This window comes from Bacillus sp. BML-BC051, assembly GCF_019656175.1.
Lineage (GTDB): Bacteria > Bacillota > Bacilli > Bacillales > Bacillaceae_G > Bacillus_A > Bacillus_A mobilis.
Window position 1 is genome coordinate 42,499 of record NZ_BPLI01000011.1, and the last position, 16,139, is coordinate 58,637.

Consider the following 16,139-nt stretch of genomic DNA (forward strand, 5'->3'; position numbering starts at 1 on the left):
ACTACATACGTTAATTTCTCATACGCTACAAATCCAAATGCAACTGTTAAACCCGTTACGATTAATCCTTTCATCATTTCTTCCTCCTCGTTTTATCGTTGTTACCTTCATTATAGAGGATTAGCAATTTGTTACCATCGAACTTCCTTACAGTTACCTTACAGAATTGTAAGATTTCAAAAAAGGATAGAAAAACACCTCATATTACTTGAGATGACATCACGGAATTTCTCTATAAGCACTTGTTTTTCTCTTGGTTATTTTTCGGAGAATCCACCCTTAAACTAATAGATTTACTAAATAACTTAGGGTTGAAATAATTATTCGTTACTTTCCTTAACTTACCTTCAAATGTTTTCATTTATAAGAAAACACTTTATTGAAATCGTGTTAATATATTTTTATACAATTAAGAATTTAATTCAAAAGGGGGATTATGTATGTTTAAAAAAATGGCTGCAGATGTATTAGGACTAAGCGATGTAGGTTCTGTCATCACACCAAAAGACTACGATAAAGTTGATGCTGATGATTACGTGATGCATGAAGATGGGGAGAAAATTTATTTTCTAATTAAATCAAAATCAGATGAATATTGTTTCACAAACAAAGGATTACTCCACCTAGATGGCACAAGCGCAACAAGTAAAAAACGTACACTACGCCGCTTTAGCTATAGTAAATATCAAATTAAAAACGTAGCACTTGAAACTGCTGGAACAATTGATTTAGATGTAGAAATTAAGTTCCAAATGGGAGATGAGCATTATTCAATTGATGTTCATAAAAAACATATTGAAGAATTAAAAGATTTATATAAAGCTTTACTTAAAATAGAAGAAATCTCATACGACAACGATATTACATTGCAATATGCACATAAAAGTCTAGATATGGCATCTAACGCTTTCAGCCGTATTTCAAACGCACAAGTAAATTTAGCAGAGCAGTTTAAAGAAATCAATGAAATCGCCTTTAACTGGCTCGTTGATACGAAGAAACAATATAACTTGAAAGATTATGGTTTTGTATTTGAGAAGTTTATTAATAACTAAACAAAAACCCTTGTTATCAAAAGATAACAAGGGTTTCTTGGCGCCCCAGGAGAGATTCGAACTCCTGAGCACCCATTTCCGTACTATTTTATATATTTTGATCGCAGTCTTAATATATCTTCGCCTTCGCGAATGCCTGCCGATCCCTTCCTCACATTTTTTACGACAGTCCAATCCGGGTTAGTTTCATCACCGATGTTCTGTACTGTAAAGTTGCCATCACCATATTTTCGGTGACCTTCTGCCAATTTCTCCGTTAAATCATTCTCATTTGATCTCGCCATCTTTGCGCCATCTCCCTTTTTTATACAACCTTCTTAAACTGTCCAACCCATCACACGTCCAGTCAATTGGAGATTCTCGCTTTCCGCTTCTATTAATTGTAACACACTGTCGGGGATAAGTTTCGATAACTGCTGCTCAATCGTACTAGAATGGTAAAAAGTTTTATAATATTGTAAGTGAACGGTTAGGAGAATCTGGATATGGATTTGAGTTCCATCATAAACCTATTGATTCTTGAAATTAAATACTATGAGGAACAGGGTGCTAAACGGCGCTCCTTTTATTTAAGAAAAAGAATTACATATACAACTTCTTAATATCTAAGGAAAGGTTACAGATATTAAGAATGAGCTACAATTATAACCCAAACTAGACGCGAAACTTATAAGTAATCACTTCTTGCGATAATCTTTCACTCGTCTTAATTATGCTATTTCATTCCTCCCCCCATCTCTTACACCAAAACATCAATTTTTAGCGTCCCAGGAGAGATCCGAACTTCCGGCCCACCTATTATCTACAATATATAAGAGATTCTTTCATCGCTTGTTTAACATACACTGGCTAATGTATAGATATGGTATACTTTTCTTGTAAAAATATTATAGGAGAAGCAGGGATGGTATGGTACAAATAAAAGTAACACCTGAACGTCTAGAGCAAGTAGCCAAGACGGTAAAGAACGTACGGTACACCTTAGAACAAATACATAATGGTTTATACAATCAAACAGAACATATTGCCGCAAACTGGGCAGGAGCAACTAGCCAACATTTCTATCAAATGTTTAACGAAGCTAAACCGAAAATGTTCACAGTTTTAACGGAATTCGATAAAATAGCTGACGAATTAGAAAGAGTTGCGGAAAAATTCCGCATGGCAGATGCTGAGTACGACGGCAATCTAGTTGAAAGTGAGATTATAGCTAATACCCCTTCTTCAGAAGATAACAACACATCGCCTGGTGCATCTTCTTCGAAAAAAGATGGTGAAAGTTTAGAGAAAGTTACCAGGGATCTAGTGGGCGAGTTATCGGGAGAATACGATGTACGACGTGTTATAGAAGGTGTTGATCCCGATACTGGCGAAAAACTTTCATGGTGGGAACGCACTGGTGCTGGTGTCATGGTTTTTGCGGGACTTACGCCTGTTGGTAAGGGAATAAAAGTAGTCAAAGGTGCAAAAAAAGTTTCCAATGCAATAGATGCAGCAGCCACACTAGAAAAACAACGGAAAACTTTAAAAGCTAATAGCTTAGCAGGTAAAGAATACGAAACAAAAATGTTCGAGGTTATAAAACAACAAAAACCTAAATCTGAATTGAATGAACAAATAACCGTACAAACAAAATCGGGCGTACGCACTCGTATAGATATAGGAGGCAAGGACGCAAATGGTAAGATTGACTTAGTAGAGTTAAAATCTTCACCTACTGCACCTCTTACTAAAAATCAGAAAAAAGCCTTCCCTGAAATTGCAGAATCAGGTGCAATAGTTAAAAGTAGGAACAAACCACCATTTGAACATTTAGAAGAGATTCCACCAACGAAAATAAATGTAATAAGAAAAGAATAATGAGGAGGCTTTTATATGGCATTACATGATACGGATCAAGTCGATTTAGTTTTAATAGATGAGGATAATAACGATAATGTATACTTAGCAATCTTTGATGCTTTAGAGTGGAATAAAAGCGAAGAACTTGATGATGAACACATTTTACTTTTACAAGACAAAATCAATACATATTTAGGATTCATTGAAAGTGATGAAATCTATGAAAAAGTTCCAAGTACAATAGGGAGAACACAATTCATTATACAAGTGTATTCGCAGAATGAACCTAGTTTTTACGGGAAAAAGTTTTATAATATTGTAAGTGAACAGTTAGGGGAATCTGGATATGAATTCGAGTTCCATCATAAACCTATTGATTCTTTAAATTAAATATGAGGAACAGGGCGCATAAACGGCGCCCTTTTTAATGCACTTTAATCTGTTGTATATAATAATTATCATATGTTACGTTATATTTTTTACACTTCTTGCACATACATCAATTTTTAGACAAACAAAAAACCTTGTTATCAAAAGATAACAAGGTTTTTTTAGCGTCCCAGGAGAGATTCGAACTCCCGACCGTACGCTTAGAAGGCGTATGCTCTATCCGGCTGAGCTACTGGGACATGGAGCGGGTGAAGAGAATCGAACTCTCGACCAGAGCTTGGAAGGCTCTTGTTTTACCACTAAACTACACCCGCATATGTTATTTTATTTTTCTTCGTTAGCGCTGTTGCCCTATCGACAATATTTATTATATGTATAACCATACATAAAGTCAACACCTTTTTTAAAAGAGGATAATTTTTCTTATCCTCTTTTAAAAACTGCTTGTTCAACTAGTTGTCCATCTAATGTTTCAAAACGAACTTCCATTTGATTTTCATCCATTTCTAATAAAGCAAATGTCTTTTCTACACGCTGACGCGGTAATAAAATGCTGCCTGGATTAATAAATAAAACGCCATCGATTAATTCCGCACCTAATACGTGAGAGTGTCCGAAGCAAGCAACTTGCGCCCCTACCTCTTCTGCATGGTACGCTAATGTTTGTAATGTCATTTTCACGTTATGACGATGTCCGTGCACAACTACGAAACGAATGCCATCTAAATCAGTTACAATTTCATCTTGAAAGTTAGCATAATCACAGTTCCCTTTTACAACATGGAAACCTTGCAGCTCTTCATGAGCAGGCGTTAGCTCTGAATCACCGCAATGAATCATGATATCTACTTTCCCTTCATATTTCTCTTTTAACTGCTGTAATTCCTTCACAGAGCTATGACTATCGCTTACGATTAAAGCTTTCATCAATCTCTCTCCCTTATTCTCCTAAAAACCATTCAGGGATTTTTTCTTCTAATTTACGAAGAGCACGTCCTCGGTGACTAATGGCATTTTTCTCATCTGAACTTAGTTCCGCCATCGCTTTTTTATATTCTTCCACATAAAAAATCGGATCATATCCGAAGCCGTTTTCTCCGCGGCGCTGTTCTAAAATATACCCTTCGCACGTCCCGTTTACAATGACAGGCTTTTTATCACCTTCAGGGAAAGCCACTGCTAATGCACAGTAGAAGCGAGCTTTACGCTTATCAAACGCTACCTCATTTAATTCTTGTAGCACTTTATCAATATTCGCTTGATCATCTTTCGGCTCTCCAGCAAAACGAGCTGAATAAACGCCTGGTTTTCCATTTAAAGCATCTACAATAAGACCTGAATCATCCGCAATTACGATCGCATTCAGCTGTTTGCTCAAACTATCCGCTTTTAAAATCGCATTTTCTTCAAATGTTTCACCAGTTTCTTCGACTTCTTCAATATGAGGAAAATCGTGTAATGATTTCACTTCTAAATCAAATCGCTCAAATAACTCAGCAAATTCACGTACTTTCCCCATATTTTTTGTCGCTACAACAACTTGTTTCATACTTTCCACCTCTACTCTATATGAGATACGATGTCGCCTAACGCTTCTTTTTGCATGTCAATCAGTTGGAAAATACCTTGTTCCGCAGCATCAAGTAATTCATTTAACTGCGCTCTGCTAAACGTCGCTTCTTCTCCAGTTCCTTGCACTTCAACAAACTGACCTTTTCCAGTCATAATTACGTTCATATCCACGTCTGCTTTAGAATCTTCTGCGTAGTTTAAATCTAAAACAACACCTTGTTCTTGAACAATCCCTACTGACGTTGCTGCTAAATAATCTTTTACTGGAATTTTAGATACTTTTTCTGCTTGTAATAACTTCTCAAACGCTAATACCATTGCTACATATGCACCTGTAATAGAAGCAGTTCTCGTTCCACCATCCGCTTGAATAACATCACAATCAATCCAAACTGTTCTTTCACCAAGTGCTTCTAAGTCAACTACTGCACGTAAAGCTCGTCCAATTAAGCGTTGGATTTCCATTGTACGTCCTGTTACTTTCCCTTTACTTGACTCCCTAATTGTACGTTGTTCCGTTGCACGTGGAATCATCGCGTATTCAGCTGTTACCCAGCCCTTTCCTTCTCCACGCATAAACGGCGGGACACGCTCTTCAATTGTCGCTGAGCAAATTACCTTTGTATCCCCAACCTCAATTAATACTGATCCCTCTGGATGTTTTAAATAATTCGTATGAATATGTATATGGCGTAATTCTGTTTTCTCTCTACCATCTACTCGCATAAAAATAACCTCCTCATAACTACTTGTTAGTATAGCCAAATTTAAATGTATGATATGTATACAATAAAAGAAGAGGAACCCAAAAAGCAATTCCCCTTTCTTACTTAATAAGTATATCAAATTATTGACGATTAAAAACTACCTGTATTCACGTTTTCTGGACGATCTACAGGTTTTATTAACTTTCCGCCCTTTTCATCTATAAGATTTGCTTTACCATTTACTTCAATAGAAACACTTTTCACACCTTTCTTTTCAGTTAAAGATAAAACTAACGACTTCAATACGTAATTTGAAACCATATTTTTATCTGGGTTTATGAATATATTTTCGTTAAAGTTTAATGTAAGATTTCCATCTTGTAATTTCGGATTCGTAATAAGCTTAACTCCTGGATTAAAATCATTCAGAAGCGACTGATGAATCGGTCCTTTTACAAGCTCATCTATAATTGCTGCATAATCATTTTCTTTTCCTTCTACAACGCGGCGTGTTACGGGTACGTAGTATTGCTGTTTATTATTATTTTGTGCCATAAAATAAAGTGTAACTGGTTTTGTATTTGTTACATCCGCTACTTGCTCGTCATCGAAGTTGATACCGTTAGCACGGCTCACCCCTTCACCAAGCGGGGTACCACCAACAGGCATCTTCGCCAATTTCTCACCATTTATTTGGAACTGCACTTGTTTTACTTCTTTAAATTGCGTCAACGTCCACGCTATTGACTCAACAATTTGACGTTCTTCTTCTTTTGCATAGTTTTTCATTTCATTAGAGAAATCAATGACTGCCGTCCCATCTTTTTTCAAATCCAAGGTCATCGATGTATTTGCTGGAATAACTGCACGGAACCCATTCGGTAATAAATTCGTTACCGGTCCATCTTTCACAAGGTACTCTAACGTTTGCTGAATAACCTCATTTGCTTTCGGAGTAGGTACAGCTAACGTTTGTGGTACAACATAACCATTTTTATCAACAAGGTATAGTTCTCTATTCACCATTTGTCCTTGCTTATCTTTCTTAGCTACTTCTTTCTTTCCACCCTCTGTATACGTAACTTGTTTTGGCGGATCAATTTGTTCCGTTGCTTTCTCCTGATTTATAAAGCCACACCCTGTTAGTAAAACAGCGCTCACAGTAGCACCAACAACCCATTTAAAAGTGGATTTAGGCATGCCATTCCCCCCTAAAATCTAAGTTTGTACTATTATGTATACGAGCTGTTTCATGTTTTAGAACAAGCTGTGCTTCTTCTAAACAAAAAACTCCTGATTTCTCAGGAGTTCACTTATATGAATTCTACTATTATTCTTTTTCTAAATAAATATGTTTCACATTTTCAATCGGTTGACCGAACCATTTTGATGCAATTTCTTTAAATAGGCCTATTTTTCCTGTTGTTAAGAAGAGATGATCACTTTGTTCCTCTCCCTCATTCAACATTTTACTATGGTATAAAATTGTACTTACTTCGCGTGCTGTTTCATCACCTGAACTAATTAGTTGCACTTTATCTCCCATTACTTTTTTAATAACAGGACCTAAAATCGGATAATGTGTACAACCTAAAATAAGTGTATCAATATCAGTATTTTTCAGCGGTTGCAACGTTTCTCTTACAACTTCATATGCCATTTCGCTTTCAAAATTGCCACTCTCTACAAGCTCAACGAAAGGCGGACACGCTAAACTTTCTACCATAACACGGTTATTAATAGACTTTAACGCTTCTTCGTATGCACCACTTTTCACCGTTCCAATCGTTCCGATAATCCCAACATGATACGTGTTTGTCACTTTTAAAGCTGTACGTGATCCTGGGTGAATAACTCCTACCACTGGAATTGGTAATTGTTTCTGCATCTCTTCTAACACAACCGCAGTTGCTGTATTACACGCAATAACTAACATTTTGATATTTAAATCTAGTAAATGCTCCGTCATTTCCCACGTAAATTGACGCACTTCTTCTCGAGAACGCGGACCATAAGGGCAACGTGCTGTATCCCCTAAATATATAATACGCTCTTTCGGCAACTGACGAATTAATTCCTTCGCTACTGTTAAACCGCCAACTCCTGAATCGATAACACCGATTGCTCTATTCAACTTCATCACCCGTTTTCTCATTCATCATCTTTTTTTATCATTATATTTTACACACTTTAAGTTGGCTAACTTAAACTGCTTCTGTATGAAAATTTTCATTTGTACCTGTATAGACTAGGACCTTTTTTATTTTGCTCCTTTTTTTCATAATTTGCAAGATAGAAAAATAACCGACCTTCTATATGAAAGTCGGTTTCTTCTATATAAAGCGCGTATTTATTGCTTCATCTTTTTTTGGAAAGAAGACATTCCTATTAATAAGAAGAAATGAGCAGAAATTAACATGACGATTAAAATAAAATTCAAACGATAACTATTTGTAGATTCCATAATTTTGCTCGCTACAGCTGGTCCAAATGCCATACCGAAAAAGTTAATTAAATTATATAAACCAAGACCGACTCCAACTTTAGCTGGATGTAATGTTTTCGGTATAAATGTGTTTACTGATACTTGAATAGCCGAATAACTCATAAACGTTAAAATAATCGCCAATACAATAACGACTATACTTCCATTCGGAATAAGCCCTAAAATTAAAAAGCCAACGATCATAATGGCAGACGCTACATAAATCATGTTCACATTTCCAAACGAAGGGACAATCTTTCCAGTAAGAAAACTAGATACAATACCAAAGAGTGATGCAACAAACAGTGCAATTCCGATAACGAATGGAGACAATCCGTGCTCTCTTCCTAACAGTAATGGTAATAATAATAAACTAGCACATAGTGCCACATTCATTATAAATCCGACCGCTATTAAACGAAGAAATGGTTTATTTGTAAACAACTCAATATCAATAAATGGATGCTCCGCGTTCTTCATACGAACCATGAATAAAAATAAGAAAGCAACCGATAACACAAATAGCCAACTATTAATATTTACTCCTAATAACACAGTCGTAATGAATGCAAATAATAACGCCGCTCCAATGTAATCAAAATGAAACGCTCCATCCGTATGCCGCGCTTCTTCTGGCATAAATTTCATAAGCAAGAAAATCCCCACTACTGAAATAACCATAAATAAAAATAAATATGGCCACCCTAATGTATTTGTAATAGCGCCACCAACTAAAGGACCAATACCTATCGCTAATGCAATAGATGAACTAATCATAGCTAACGCACCAGGCTTCTTAGCAGGAACAACTAACTTTGCCACTGCAATCATACTAAGCGCAATAAACGCCGCTCCTCCACTCGCCTGCACTAATCTTGCAATAATGGTAACCGCATAAGATTGATTCATAAATCCAATAATAGAACCCGCTACAAATATGATAATTGAAATAATTAATAGTTTTTTTACACTGTAACGATCAGCCAGCTTCCCATATATCATCGAACCAATACCGACAACTAAGGAATAACCTACTACAACCCAACTTATTTTCGACTGGCTAATGGATAAATCATGAGCCATATCCTCTAACGCTACATTAAATAAAACCGCATTCATCGGTCCTAATAAAACGATAAAACATAATGTGAAAACAAACCATTTTGAATGGTTACTTATATCTTTCCCCATGTGTAACACCTCTCTTGATTGTAGTAACTGTAAATGAAAAACAAAGTGAAACTTTAATCAGCGTGGGTTCTTCATTCCCTGCTGATTATTAGCCTTCACCAATCGGGCTTTTACGGACAGTTGATCCCCACCTAACTTCTTTGCTTTCGCTGAATTTAGAGGTGGAGGATCTTACTGTCCGTTAATGCGGGATAAAGTTGTTTAGCTCCTCTATCACTACTGAACAACTGCATCAAATGTATACATGTATCGCGCGACAAACTGAATTCGAAACGAAACACGTACGTTGTTCGATATTCATGGAACTATCATAGTTTCAGCATTACAGTTTGTCAACGAAAAATATACAAAGTGAACTGATTTAGTGTTTTTAGTTTACTTTGTTCAAAAATTGTTATACACTAATTTCGAATCCGATATAAGGAGGACTGACATGGTTATTCAAATTTGCAATTTCTAACTTAATAAAACCAAATAAATAAAGAACTTTTATATAGAAGAAAAATTACAGGAGGATTATGATGAAGAAAAAAATGTTAGTCGTATTAACAAGCGTAGAAAAATATCCAAATTTAAATAGAGCGACTGGGCTTTGGCTCGGTGAAGCTGTCCATTTTGTAAAAAAAGTAGAAGACGCTGGTTACGAAGTAGATTATGTCAGCCCACAAGGCGGCTATACACCGATTGATCCGCATAGTTTAGCAATGGCGGAGAGCATCGATTGGGAATGGTATCAAAAGAAAGAATTTATGAATCGTCTCGGTTCTACAATGAAGCCGAGTGAATTGAATCCAGAAGACTACGCTGTTATTTATTACGCAGGCGGTCACGGTGTAATTTGGGACTTCCCAGAAAATAAAGAACTTCAAATGATTAGCCGCAACATTTATGAAAATGGCGGAATTGTTTCCTCTGTTTGTCACGGAGCTGCTGGTTTATTTCACATCACATTAAGTAATGGGGAACGTTTAATTAGCGGTAAAAAAGTAACAGGATTTTCAAACGAAGAAGAAAAATTAGCGGAACTAGATCAATTCGTTCCATTTTTAACAGAAGATGAACTCATTAAAAACGGAGGGCTTTACGAAAAAGCTGCGCAGCCTTGGGAAGCTTACGCTGTAGAAGATAATCGTGTTATCACTGGTCAAAACCCAGCTTCAGGTGGTTCAGTAGCTGAATTAGTATTACAACACGTAAACAAATAACAAGTAATAAAAAAGCAGATTTTCCATTAATCCAGGAAAATCTGCTTTTTTACGAAATCATTTGCAAAATAGCAATAACTTCTTTTTCAACTTTAGAATCATCAATTGCTTCTATATACTCTGGTTTAAAAAGTTGATACTTCTTTAGTTGATAAAAATCAAGTATCGCTTTCTTTAACGTAATATCGTACTGAATACAAAAAGAATGATCTATAATACGTCTTAACATCACATCATCTTGCACCATAAATAATTGTGCGTTCATTTTATTAAAGTAGCCTTGTTCCATACCAGCTTCAAAAAACATTTGCAAATTATGATTACGATTTTGTTGTGCAGCGACTAACTGATCAGATAAGTGCGGATATGCCTCTTTCAAATCTTGTAAAAAGACATCGGAAATATATGTCACACATTTTAAAGAGTGGATAAATGTCTTTTGGAAACGTTCTGCAAAAGACATACTTTCATCTTGATTATCCGCATCTCCTTCAAGAAGGTAGTTCATAAAATCTTCTACCACAGCTTCAATAATCTCATCTTTTGAAGAAAAACGTTTATATAAAGTAGCTTTACTAATATCCATATATTTCGCAATTTCATCTATTTTCAATTGACTAAAACTCGTTTTTCTAATAACGGGCTTTATTTTATTAATATAAGTATTTGCACACGCGACTTTTCTCATTAAAAGAGCCTCCCCTTTTGTCCATACAAAATAGTATAGCAAATTCACGATTAATTATAAATGAAGTCATTATACTCAATATATCTTTTTAGTTTAAGGGATTTATTATTTACACTATAGCAAAATGCCCGCTATATTTGTGAGTAGCGAGCACTTTTTCTATAATGTATTAACAGCTCTTCTTATAGCTTTACCTATTTCCATACTAGACTGCGGATTTTGCCCTGTAATTAAACGCCCATCTACTACGACATGCGGCGTGAAATTTGGAGCAACATAAAACAAAGCCCCTTCTTCTTTCAATTTACTTTCTAATAAAAAAGGCACTCGCTTTTCTAAATGTACAGCTTTTTCCTCATCATTCGTATAACCTGTTATACGCTTACCGGCAACAAAAAACGAGCCATCTTTATTTTTCACACCGACTAAAGAGCTTACTCCGTGACAAACAGCTGCTACAATCCGATTATTGTTGTACATATTCTCAATCAAATTTGCAACATATGGATTACCTGGAAAATCTACAATTGCTCCGTGCCCACCACCAAATAAAACCGCATCATAATCCGAAAACTGAACCGTTGAGATCGGCTTCGCATTTTGCAATAAAGAAGCAACATGCTTAAATTCACGAGGTATCCCGTTCGGAATAGACACTCTATCAATAGGTACTCTACCACCCTTTATCGACACAATATCAACATCGAACTTAGCCTTTTTAAATACATTATAAGGAGCTGAGAGCTCTTCCAGCCACAAACCAGTCGGGTGTCCATTCATATCATGAGCGCTTGTTGAAACTAACAATATCCTTTTCAACATATCCCCTCCTTACTACCTATTTATGTATGAAGTGTTCTTATAGAACATGAAACAGACAGAAAAATAGCCGACTCTTCATATAAAAGTCGGCTTTCTTTTTATAGTTCGAGCTCTCCCATGCGAAGAAGCTCAACAACTGCTTGTGAACGTCCTTTAACTCCTAGCTTTTGCATTGCGTTTGAGATGTGTAACCTTTGCAAAATAAGAACCTGAATTTCACAACATAAGGATCAAATAAACATCACTTTCTCTAACAAAAATATACTTGGAACAAAATAACTAAAGTTCTATTTTTCTCTAAAGTGGCATGTTAAAATTACACTTGAATTTATTCATTCATATTTATAAGAGGAGAGATACTGATTCATGAATTCTGAAAAAAAAGCAGGGCGTACAAAGGTACTTGCAAGCCGTATCGTCATTTTTATTCCTATTGTTGCTTCTCTAGTTGCCATTTTAAAGGATGGTCCAAGTGTTTTGGAGACATACTTCGATAAAAACCCTTCCAAAGAAACCGCACAACAGCAAAGTGAAGTTACGGAAGAAACAAGAACTAAAATTGATAAATTTATGATGGAATATAATCTTGCAAGTGTAAGTGCCCTAAATCACGGGAAATTCGCTGAGGTTGAAGATTACCTAGACCCTAAAGGAGAGATGTATGACGAACAACTTAGTTACATTATGGAGAACTCTAACTCTATTACACCTATTACACAGAAAAACACAAAAACTGTAATAGAAAACACAGAAGAAGTAAGTTCCAATAGATACATAGTATCCACATACGAAGAATACGATATATATAAAGAGGGGCATAAAAAAACAACAGATCAGTATTATCATCAATATATTCTTGTTGTTGATGAAAGTAATAAACTTAAGGTAAATAAACATTTTTTCCGTAAGGATCAACCATATTGATTTTTCCTGAGCAACAACATAATATATCATTCTAAAATTGTTTACATAGACTTTTTATCACACTTAAGTTCTCAATAAAAAATAATTGAGATTAGACAAACTTATGAAGAAATAAAGAAGAATTTTAATCTTCTGGGCAGTTCCAAACTTACGGAACTGCCTTTTATGTACTGTTTTTATTGCTGTAAATAAATTATTTAATACACTTAAGAATTAGTGAACAATAAATCCTTCTTCATATTATTTTATTTACCTTTCATTCATTACAATTAATAAAATGACACCACAACCTAGGTGAGATTCCACCCTTATGTACTAAGCATGATTATCATTCATATAACTTTAATTTAGCGGATTTTTTCCTATACCCAAAGCTGTACAACTGCTTGTGAACGTCTTTTAACCCCTAGCCTTTGCATTATTGCAAAAAACAGACATCAAATTATTCAGCATCTAGTCGTTCTCTAATATCAAATTAAATCTCCTTCAATATCAACACTTCCATTTTCATTGACCCAAAATAAAACTATATTTAACTGCTTAATGGCTAACGAGATTTTAGCAACGCATTTTCTATGGTTTTCATTATTTGGTAATGCTATCCCAACAACCACGACATTACCATCATTCATCTCCCTTGTTAAAATTTCCAATATTTTATACAAGGCTACCCCAACATGCGTCTTTACTTGGTTATAAGTAAATGGTTGCCCATAACGACTCGAATTCTTGTTAGAACTTGATTCACCCTTCGCTTCAATTATTAACTTCATCCCTGATTTCAACGCAACGATATCATCACCTTGTTCTTTCGTACTTAATTTTTGGATGATTTCAAAATCATGCTCAACTAAATAATTGCATACAAACTCAATTACTTCCCCTTCAAATAACATCTACAATTCCCCCAGCTTAAATTACTTATTAATTAACGCTTTCAATTCTTCAGGTGTTAAAAAGGAACCATTCATGCTTTTTCTATGGAGCATCGCATGGCAATTGGGACAAACTGGAATCAAATCATTCACATAATCCACCTCATACTCATTTCCTATTTCACTAAGTGGTATTTTATGATGAACATGAATGAACCCTTTTCCTAAAGAACCGTATTGTTTTTCAAAATCTATATTACAAACATGACAATAACAACCATGGTGTTCAATACATTTCCTTCTTGCTACAGCACTACGTTCGTACTGATTAACGACTACTGTTTTTCGATGCCCTTCCATAATAGATAAGTGTTCTGGCACTTCATCTGGATAAACTGATTTTGAACAATCTTCATTAAAGCACTGTTCAATATAGCTTAGTAAACCAACTTTTGACTCTAATTTCATTGGACCTTGAATATTACCTAACAATCCGTTTCCCCTTAACTTTTCAAAAGCTAAATCATCAGACTCAATCTGTTGCTGTAAACACAAGCGCATAAATTTTTTTGTTTTTGCCTTTTGATAATCTTCTTTATCCATCCAAAATCTATCATTATCGTTAACGTTTTCCCATGGTATATTTACATCTTCCACAATACATTTAAACTTTATTTTCCCTATAAAAGCCGAACAATAAATGTAAATAATATCCCCAATTTCGTGATTTGCACTTTGGCTCCAATCAATATAATCATATTGATTAAAAGCACTTACTACGTCATATTTTTTCGGGTTTGCTGAAATTATCCACTTCATATCCTTAACCTCTTTTTATATTAACTATAACAAATAATAGTCAAGTTTGATGACTTTTTATATAAACCACATAAAGACATTCAACCATCACTTCGGTTCTTCGAATGTGCATATTATATCCATGGAAACAAGAATGTTTTTTACTATGATGTAACTCAACTTTTCACCCACACGGAGCAATTATGACCAAAGTTAATGATGTTTTGCAAATCATGTTTCAAGTCGTTTAAAGAGGCGTTAAAAGCATTCATATTATCAGCTGTCATTGTCGTATACTGAGAATTTGATTCTGAAACAGTTTGACCTGTTGCATAGATTCGCAAAATACTCTTGCAATCCGAATCTAATTTGATAAACAGTTGTCTAAGTTCAGCAGCTACTGCTTGTAATTGCGGGTTACTTAAGTTCGGATTACTTGATCCGAGCCATATGGAATAGGGGTTTCCCCCCTTGCCCTCACCCATAGTTTGATTAATTGTCGCTTCTGCAAACATATCTATTTCATCAGCTAAAGCGCTTAACCTAAATCCGACAGAATATGGTATGGCATCAAATGAAGTCCGAGGATATTGCGACACAGATTGTACTATTTCCGTGAATTTATCTAATCCAAGTTGGAAATGAGAAAAAAATCGTGGATTTGCAACAACTGTGTTCAAGAAGTTCCTATCGTTTTCCGTTAGATTGGACATATTTAATGGTGTACTGAAATCGACTGCATGTTTTACGTTTTCATCACTGGAAAACGCATTAGCTCCCGATGCTTGTACATCATTTTTTTCTGGTTCTTGTTTCCCCTCGCCGTTTGTATAGTACTCCGTGAATTTTTCACAATCTTCTTTTGTATATGGCTTTGGGCAGTTTTCAGCAGTTGGAAACTCTGCAGAATTCGTAGTCCCCTCTGTGTCCTTTTTATCTTTTGTATCCTTCACTTCTTCCTTAGACGATAAAGACGTTTCTTTTGCTGTTTTGGATTTCGGCAGCTTCAACATGTCTTCAATGCTTTTCTCTAACGCAGGTATCTCATTTTTTTTCGACAGATAAGCATTCGCTATTTTTTTCACACCTGAATCAGCGTTATCCAATTCATGCCGATCATTCTTCACAATCGTATTGTGAATCATCAAGAGTTCTCCCATCGCATCCCATACCTTTATCTCTTCCACAGTTAGTTTTCCTTGGTCTTTTTTTTCATGATAATCAGCCAAATTTGCTAAACCTTTTTCATCTTCACTATTTGTCTTTTTTGCTTTTTGATAATCGCTGTATACTTTTGTGAAGTCTTGATAACTTTGCTCTGAAAAACCTTTTGGGATCTCATTTTTTTTCGAACAACCTGTAATAAGAACAAGAACTGCAATACAGAGTAACCATAACCAACGATATTTCACCGTCATCCCCCTTATCTTCTATTCTATTAAAATTATACTTTCAGACAATAATCTATATAATCATGTCTAACCCCTACTAAATTTTAACATATTGATACATTAACTTCCAAAGGCGATTATCGTAAAGATATGTTGGAAGAATATACAGCACAAATGGCGGGTTCAGTTTTATC

General features: G+C 35.3%; 17 protein-coding genes, 2 tRNA genes and 2 pseudogenes. 6 read left to right on the plus strand and 15 right to left on the minus strand.

The annotated features are described in order from the left end of the window. Positions 1 to 440 precede the first annotated feature (440 nt). On the plus strand, positions 441 to 1,055 hold the full coding sequence (locus tag K5S59_RS04410; RefSeq protein WP_000473873.1) for a PH domain-containing protein: 615 nt from the start codon (positions 441 to 443) through the stop codon (positions 1,053 to 1,055). An 83-nt stretch (positions 1,056 to 1,138) separates the two neighbouring features. Here the strand turns inward: K5S59_RS04410 and K5S59_RS04415 are convergent, their stop codons facing one another. Further along, positions 1,139 to 1,339: a hypothetical protein gene (locus K5S59_RS04415; RefSeq protein WP_000124458.1), complete on the minus strand. Its 201-nt coding sequence runs from the start codon at positions 1,337 to 1,339 to the stop codon at positions 1,139 to 1,141. 152 nt (positions 1,340 to 1,491) lie between these two features. Between K5S59_RS04415 and K5S59_RS30645 the strand changes: the two are divergent. The 3 genes and pseudogenes from K5S59_RS30645 to K5S59_RS04425 form a co-directional block, all read left to right on the plus strand. Then, positions 1,492 to 1,578: pseudogene (locus tag K5S59_RS30645) on the plus strand (DUF6572 domain-containing protein); the annotation flags it as partial. Positions 1,579 to 1,964: 386 nt separating this feature from the next. Continuing rightward, positions 1,965 to 2,915, plus strand: a complete 951-nt coding sequence (locus K5S59_RS04420; RefSeq protein WP_000249950.1) for a WXG100 family type VII secretion target — start codon at positions 1,965 to 1,967, stop codon at positions 2,913 to 2,915. 15 nt (positions 2,916 to 2,930) lie between these two features. After that, positions 2,931 to 3,287 carry a DUF6572 domain-containing protein gene (locus tag K5S59_RS04425; protein ID WP_001173694.1) on the plus strand — a complete coding sequence of 119 codons (357 nt, stop codon included), beginning with the start codon at positions 2,931 to 2,933 and terminating at the stop codon, positions 3,285 to 3,287. Positions 3,288 to 3,452: 165 nt separating this feature from the next. Here the strand turns inward: K5S59_RS04425 and K5S59_RS04430 are convergent. The 8 genes from K5S59_RS04430 to K5S59_RS04465 form a co-directional block, all read right to left on the minus strand. Then, a tRNA-Arg gene (locus K5S59_RS04430) sits at positions 3,453 to 3,526 on the minus strand. A gap of 1 nt (position 3,527) precedes the next feature. Further along, positions 3,528 to 3,601: transfer RNA gene (locus K5S59_RS04435), tRNA-Gly, on the minus strand. 109 nt (positions 3,602 to 3,710) lie between these two features. Further along, positions 3,711 to 4,214 carry a metallophosphoesterase gene (locus K5S59_RS04440; RefSeq protein WP_097844045.1) on the minus strand — a complete coding sequence of 168 codons (504 nt, stop codon included), beginning with the start codon at positions 4,212 to 4,214 and terminating at the stop codon, positions 3,711 to 3,713. 13 nt (positions 4,215 to 4,227) lie between these two features. Next, complete coding sequence (locus tag K5S59_RS04445) at positions 4,228 to 4,836, minus strand: XTP/dITP diphosphatase (RefSeq protein WP_000815930.1); 609 nt, start codon at positions 4,834 to 4,836, stop codon at positions 4,228 to 4,230. Positions 4,837 to 4,847: 11 nt separating this feature from the next. Further along, positions 4,848 to 5,585, minus strand: a complete 738-nt coding sequence (gene rph, locus K5S59_RS04450) for a ribonuclease PH (protein ID WP_001261770.1) — start codon at positions 5,583 to 5,585, stop codon at positions 4,848 to 4,850. A gap of 131 nt (positions 5,586 to 5,716) precedes the next feature. After that, positions 5,717 to 6,766, minus strand: a complete 1,050-nt coding sequence (gene gerM, locus K5S59_RS04455) for a spore germination protein GerM (protein WP_001126753.1) — start codon at positions 6,764 to 6,766, stop codon at positions 5,717 to 5,719. 130 nt (positions 6,767 to 6,896) lie between these two features. Further along, a complete protein-coding gene (gene racE, locus K5S59_RS04460) occupies positions 6,897 to 7,706 on the minus strand; it encodes a glutamate racemase (protein ID WP_000774001.1) in 810 nt (269 codons plus the stop codon). Between the two features lie 210 nt (positions 7,707 to 7,916). After that, positions 7,917 to 9,242 carry an MFS transporter gene (locus K5S59_RS04465; RefSeq protein WP_120450899.1) on the minus strand — a complete coding sequence of 442 codons (1,326 nt, stop codon included), beginning with the start codon at positions 9,240 to 9,242 and terminating at the stop codon, positions 7,917 to 7,919. Positions 9,243 to 9,763: 521 nt separating this feature from the next. Between K5S59_RS04465 and K5S59_RS04470 the strand changes: the two genes are divergently transcribed. Further along, entirely contained in the window at positions 9,764 to 10,447 is a 684-nt protein-coding gene (locus tag K5S59_RS04470) for a type 1 glutamine amidotransferase domain-containing protein (protein WP_000728499.1), read from the plus strand. A 49-nt stretch (positions 10,448 to 10,496) separates the two neighbouring features. On the opposite strand, the gene K5S59_RS04475 is transcribed toward K5S59_RS04470, so the two are convergent. The 3 genes and pseudogenes from K5S59_RS04475 to gerE all read right to left on the minus strand — a co-directional run. After that, positions 10,497 to 11,135 carry a TetR/AcrR family transcriptional regulator gene (locus K5S59_RS04475; RefSeq protein WP_001233022.1) on the minus strand — a complete coding sequence of 213 codons (639 nt, stop codon included), beginning with the start codon at positions 11,133 to 11,135 and terminating at the stop codon, positions 10,497 to 10,499. 159 nt (positions 11,136 to 11,294) lie between these two features. After that, on the minus strand, positions 11,295 to 11,957 hold the full coding sequence (locus tag K5S59_RS04480) for a type 1 glutamine amidotransferase domain-containing protein (protein WP_002073166.1): 663 nt from the start codon (positions 11,955 to 11,957) through the stop codon (positions 11,295 to 11,297). Between the two features lie 98 nt (positions 11,958 to 12,055). Beyond that, positions 12,056 to 12,151 (minus strand): annotated as a pseudogene (gene gerE, locus K5S59_RS04485) (spore germination transcription factor GerE); the annotation flags it as partial. A 172-nt stretch (positions 12,152 to 12,323) separates the two neighbouring features. Between gerE and K5S59_RS04490 the strand changes: the two are divergent. Then, positions 12,324 to 12,881: a TcaA NTF2-like domain-containing protein gene (locus tag K5S59_RS04490; protein ID WP_088028266.1), complete on the plus strand. Its 558-nt coding sequence runs from the start codon at positions 12,324 to 12,326 to the stop codon at positions 12,879 to 12,881. A 470-nt stretch (positions 12,882 to 13,351) separates the two neighbouring features. Here K5S59_RS04490 and K5S59_RS04495 read toward each other — a convergent pair whose 3' ends face one another. The 3 genes from K5S59_RS04495 to K5S59_RS04505 all read right to left on the minus strand — a co-directional run bounded on the left by K5S59_RS04495 (position 13,352) and on the right by K5S59_RS04505 (position 15,966). Continuing rightward, complete coding sequence (locus tag K5S59_RS04495) at positions 13,352 to 13,777, minus strand: hypothetical protein (RefSeq protein WP_088028268.1); 426 nt, start codon at positions 13,775 to 13,777, stop codon at positions 13,352 to 13,354. 21 nt (positions 13,778 to 13,798) lie between these two features. Continuing rightward, on the minus strand, positions 13,799 to 14,575 hold the full coding sequence (locus K5S59_RS04500) for an HNH endonuclease (protein ID WP_088028270.1): 777 nt from the start codon (positions 14,573 to 14,575) through the stop codon (positions 13,799 to 13,801). Positions 14,576 to 14,730: 155 nt separating this feature from the next. Then, entirely contained in the window at positions 14,731 to 15,966 is a 1,236-nt protein-coding gene (locus K5S59_RS04505; RefSeq protein WP_088028272.1) for a hypothetical protein, read from the minus strand. Positions 15,967 to 16,139 lie beyond the last annotated feature (173 nt).

What these genes read in the sequence shown, in the direction of transcription:
- K5S59_RS04410 (WP_000473873.1), top strand. Translation starts at nt 441, where the DNA reads ATGTTTAAAAAAATGGCTGCAGATGTATTAGGACTAAGCGATGTAGGT.
- K5S59_RS04415 (WP_000124458.1), bottom strand. Translation starts at nt 1,339, where the DNA reads ATGGCGAGATCAAATGAGAATGATTTAACGGAGAAATTGGCAGAAGGT.
- K5S59_RS04420 (WP_000249950.1), top strand. Translation starts at nt 1,965, where the DNA reads ATGGTACAAATAAAAGTAACACCTGAACGTCTAGAGCAAGTAGCCAAG.
- K5S59_RS04425 (WP_001173694.1), top strand. Translation starts at nt 2,931, where the DNA reads ATGGCATTACATGATACGGATCAAGTCGATTTAGTTTTAATAGATGAG.
- K5S59_RS04440 (WP_097844045.1), bottom strand. Translation starts at nt 4,214, where the DNA reads ATGAAAGCTTTAATCGTAAGCGATAGTCATAGCTCTGTGAAGGAATTA.
- K5S59_RS04445 (WP_000815930.1), bottom strand. Translation starts at nt 4,836, where the DNA reads ATGAAACAAGTTGTTGTAGCGACAAAAAATATGGGGAAAGTACGTGAA.
- rph (WP_001261770.1), bottom strand. Translation starts at nt 5,585, where the DNA reads ATGCGAGTAGATGGTAGAGAGAAAACAGAATTACGCCATATACATATT.
- gerM (WP_001126753.1), bottom strand. Translation starts at nt 6,766, where the DNA reads ATGCCTAAATCCACTTTTAAATGGGTTGTTGGTGCTACTGTGAGCGCT.
- racE (WP_000774001.1), bottom strand. Translation starts at nt 7,706, where the DNA reads ATGAAGTTGAATAGAGCAATCGGTGTTATCGATTCAGGAGTTGGCGGT.
- K5S59_RS04465 (WP_120450899.1), bottom strand. Translation starts at nt 9,242, where the DNA reads ATGGGGAAAGATATAAGTAACCATTCAAAATGGTTTGTTTTCACATTA.
- K5S59_RS04470 (WP_000728499.1), top strand. Translation starts at nt 9,764, where the DNA reads ATGAAGAAAAAAATGTTAGTCGTATTAACAAGCGTAGAAAAATATCCA.
- K5S59_RS04475 (WP_001233022.1), bottom strand. Translation starts at nt 11,135, where the DNA reads ATGAGAAAAGTCGCGTGTGCAAATACTTATATTAATAAAATAAAGCCC.
- K5S59_RS04480 (WP_002073166.1), bottom strand. Translation starts at nt 11,957, where the DNA reads ATGTTGAAAAGGATATTGTTAGTTTCAACAAGCGCTCATGATATGAAT.
- K5S59_RS04490 (WP_088028266.1), top strand. Translation starts at nt 12,324, where the DNA reads ATGAATTCTGAAAAAAAAGCAGGGCGTACAAAGGTACTTGCAAGCCGT.
- K5S59_RS04495 (WP_088028268.1), bottom strand. Translation starts at nt 13,777, where the DNA reads ATGTTATTTGAAGGGGAAGTAATTGAGTTTGTATGCAATTATTTAGTT.
- K5S59_RS04500 (WP_088028270.1), bottom strand. Translation starts at nt 14,575, where the DNA reads ATGAAGTGGATAATTTCAGCAAACCCGAAAAAATATGACGTAGTAAGT.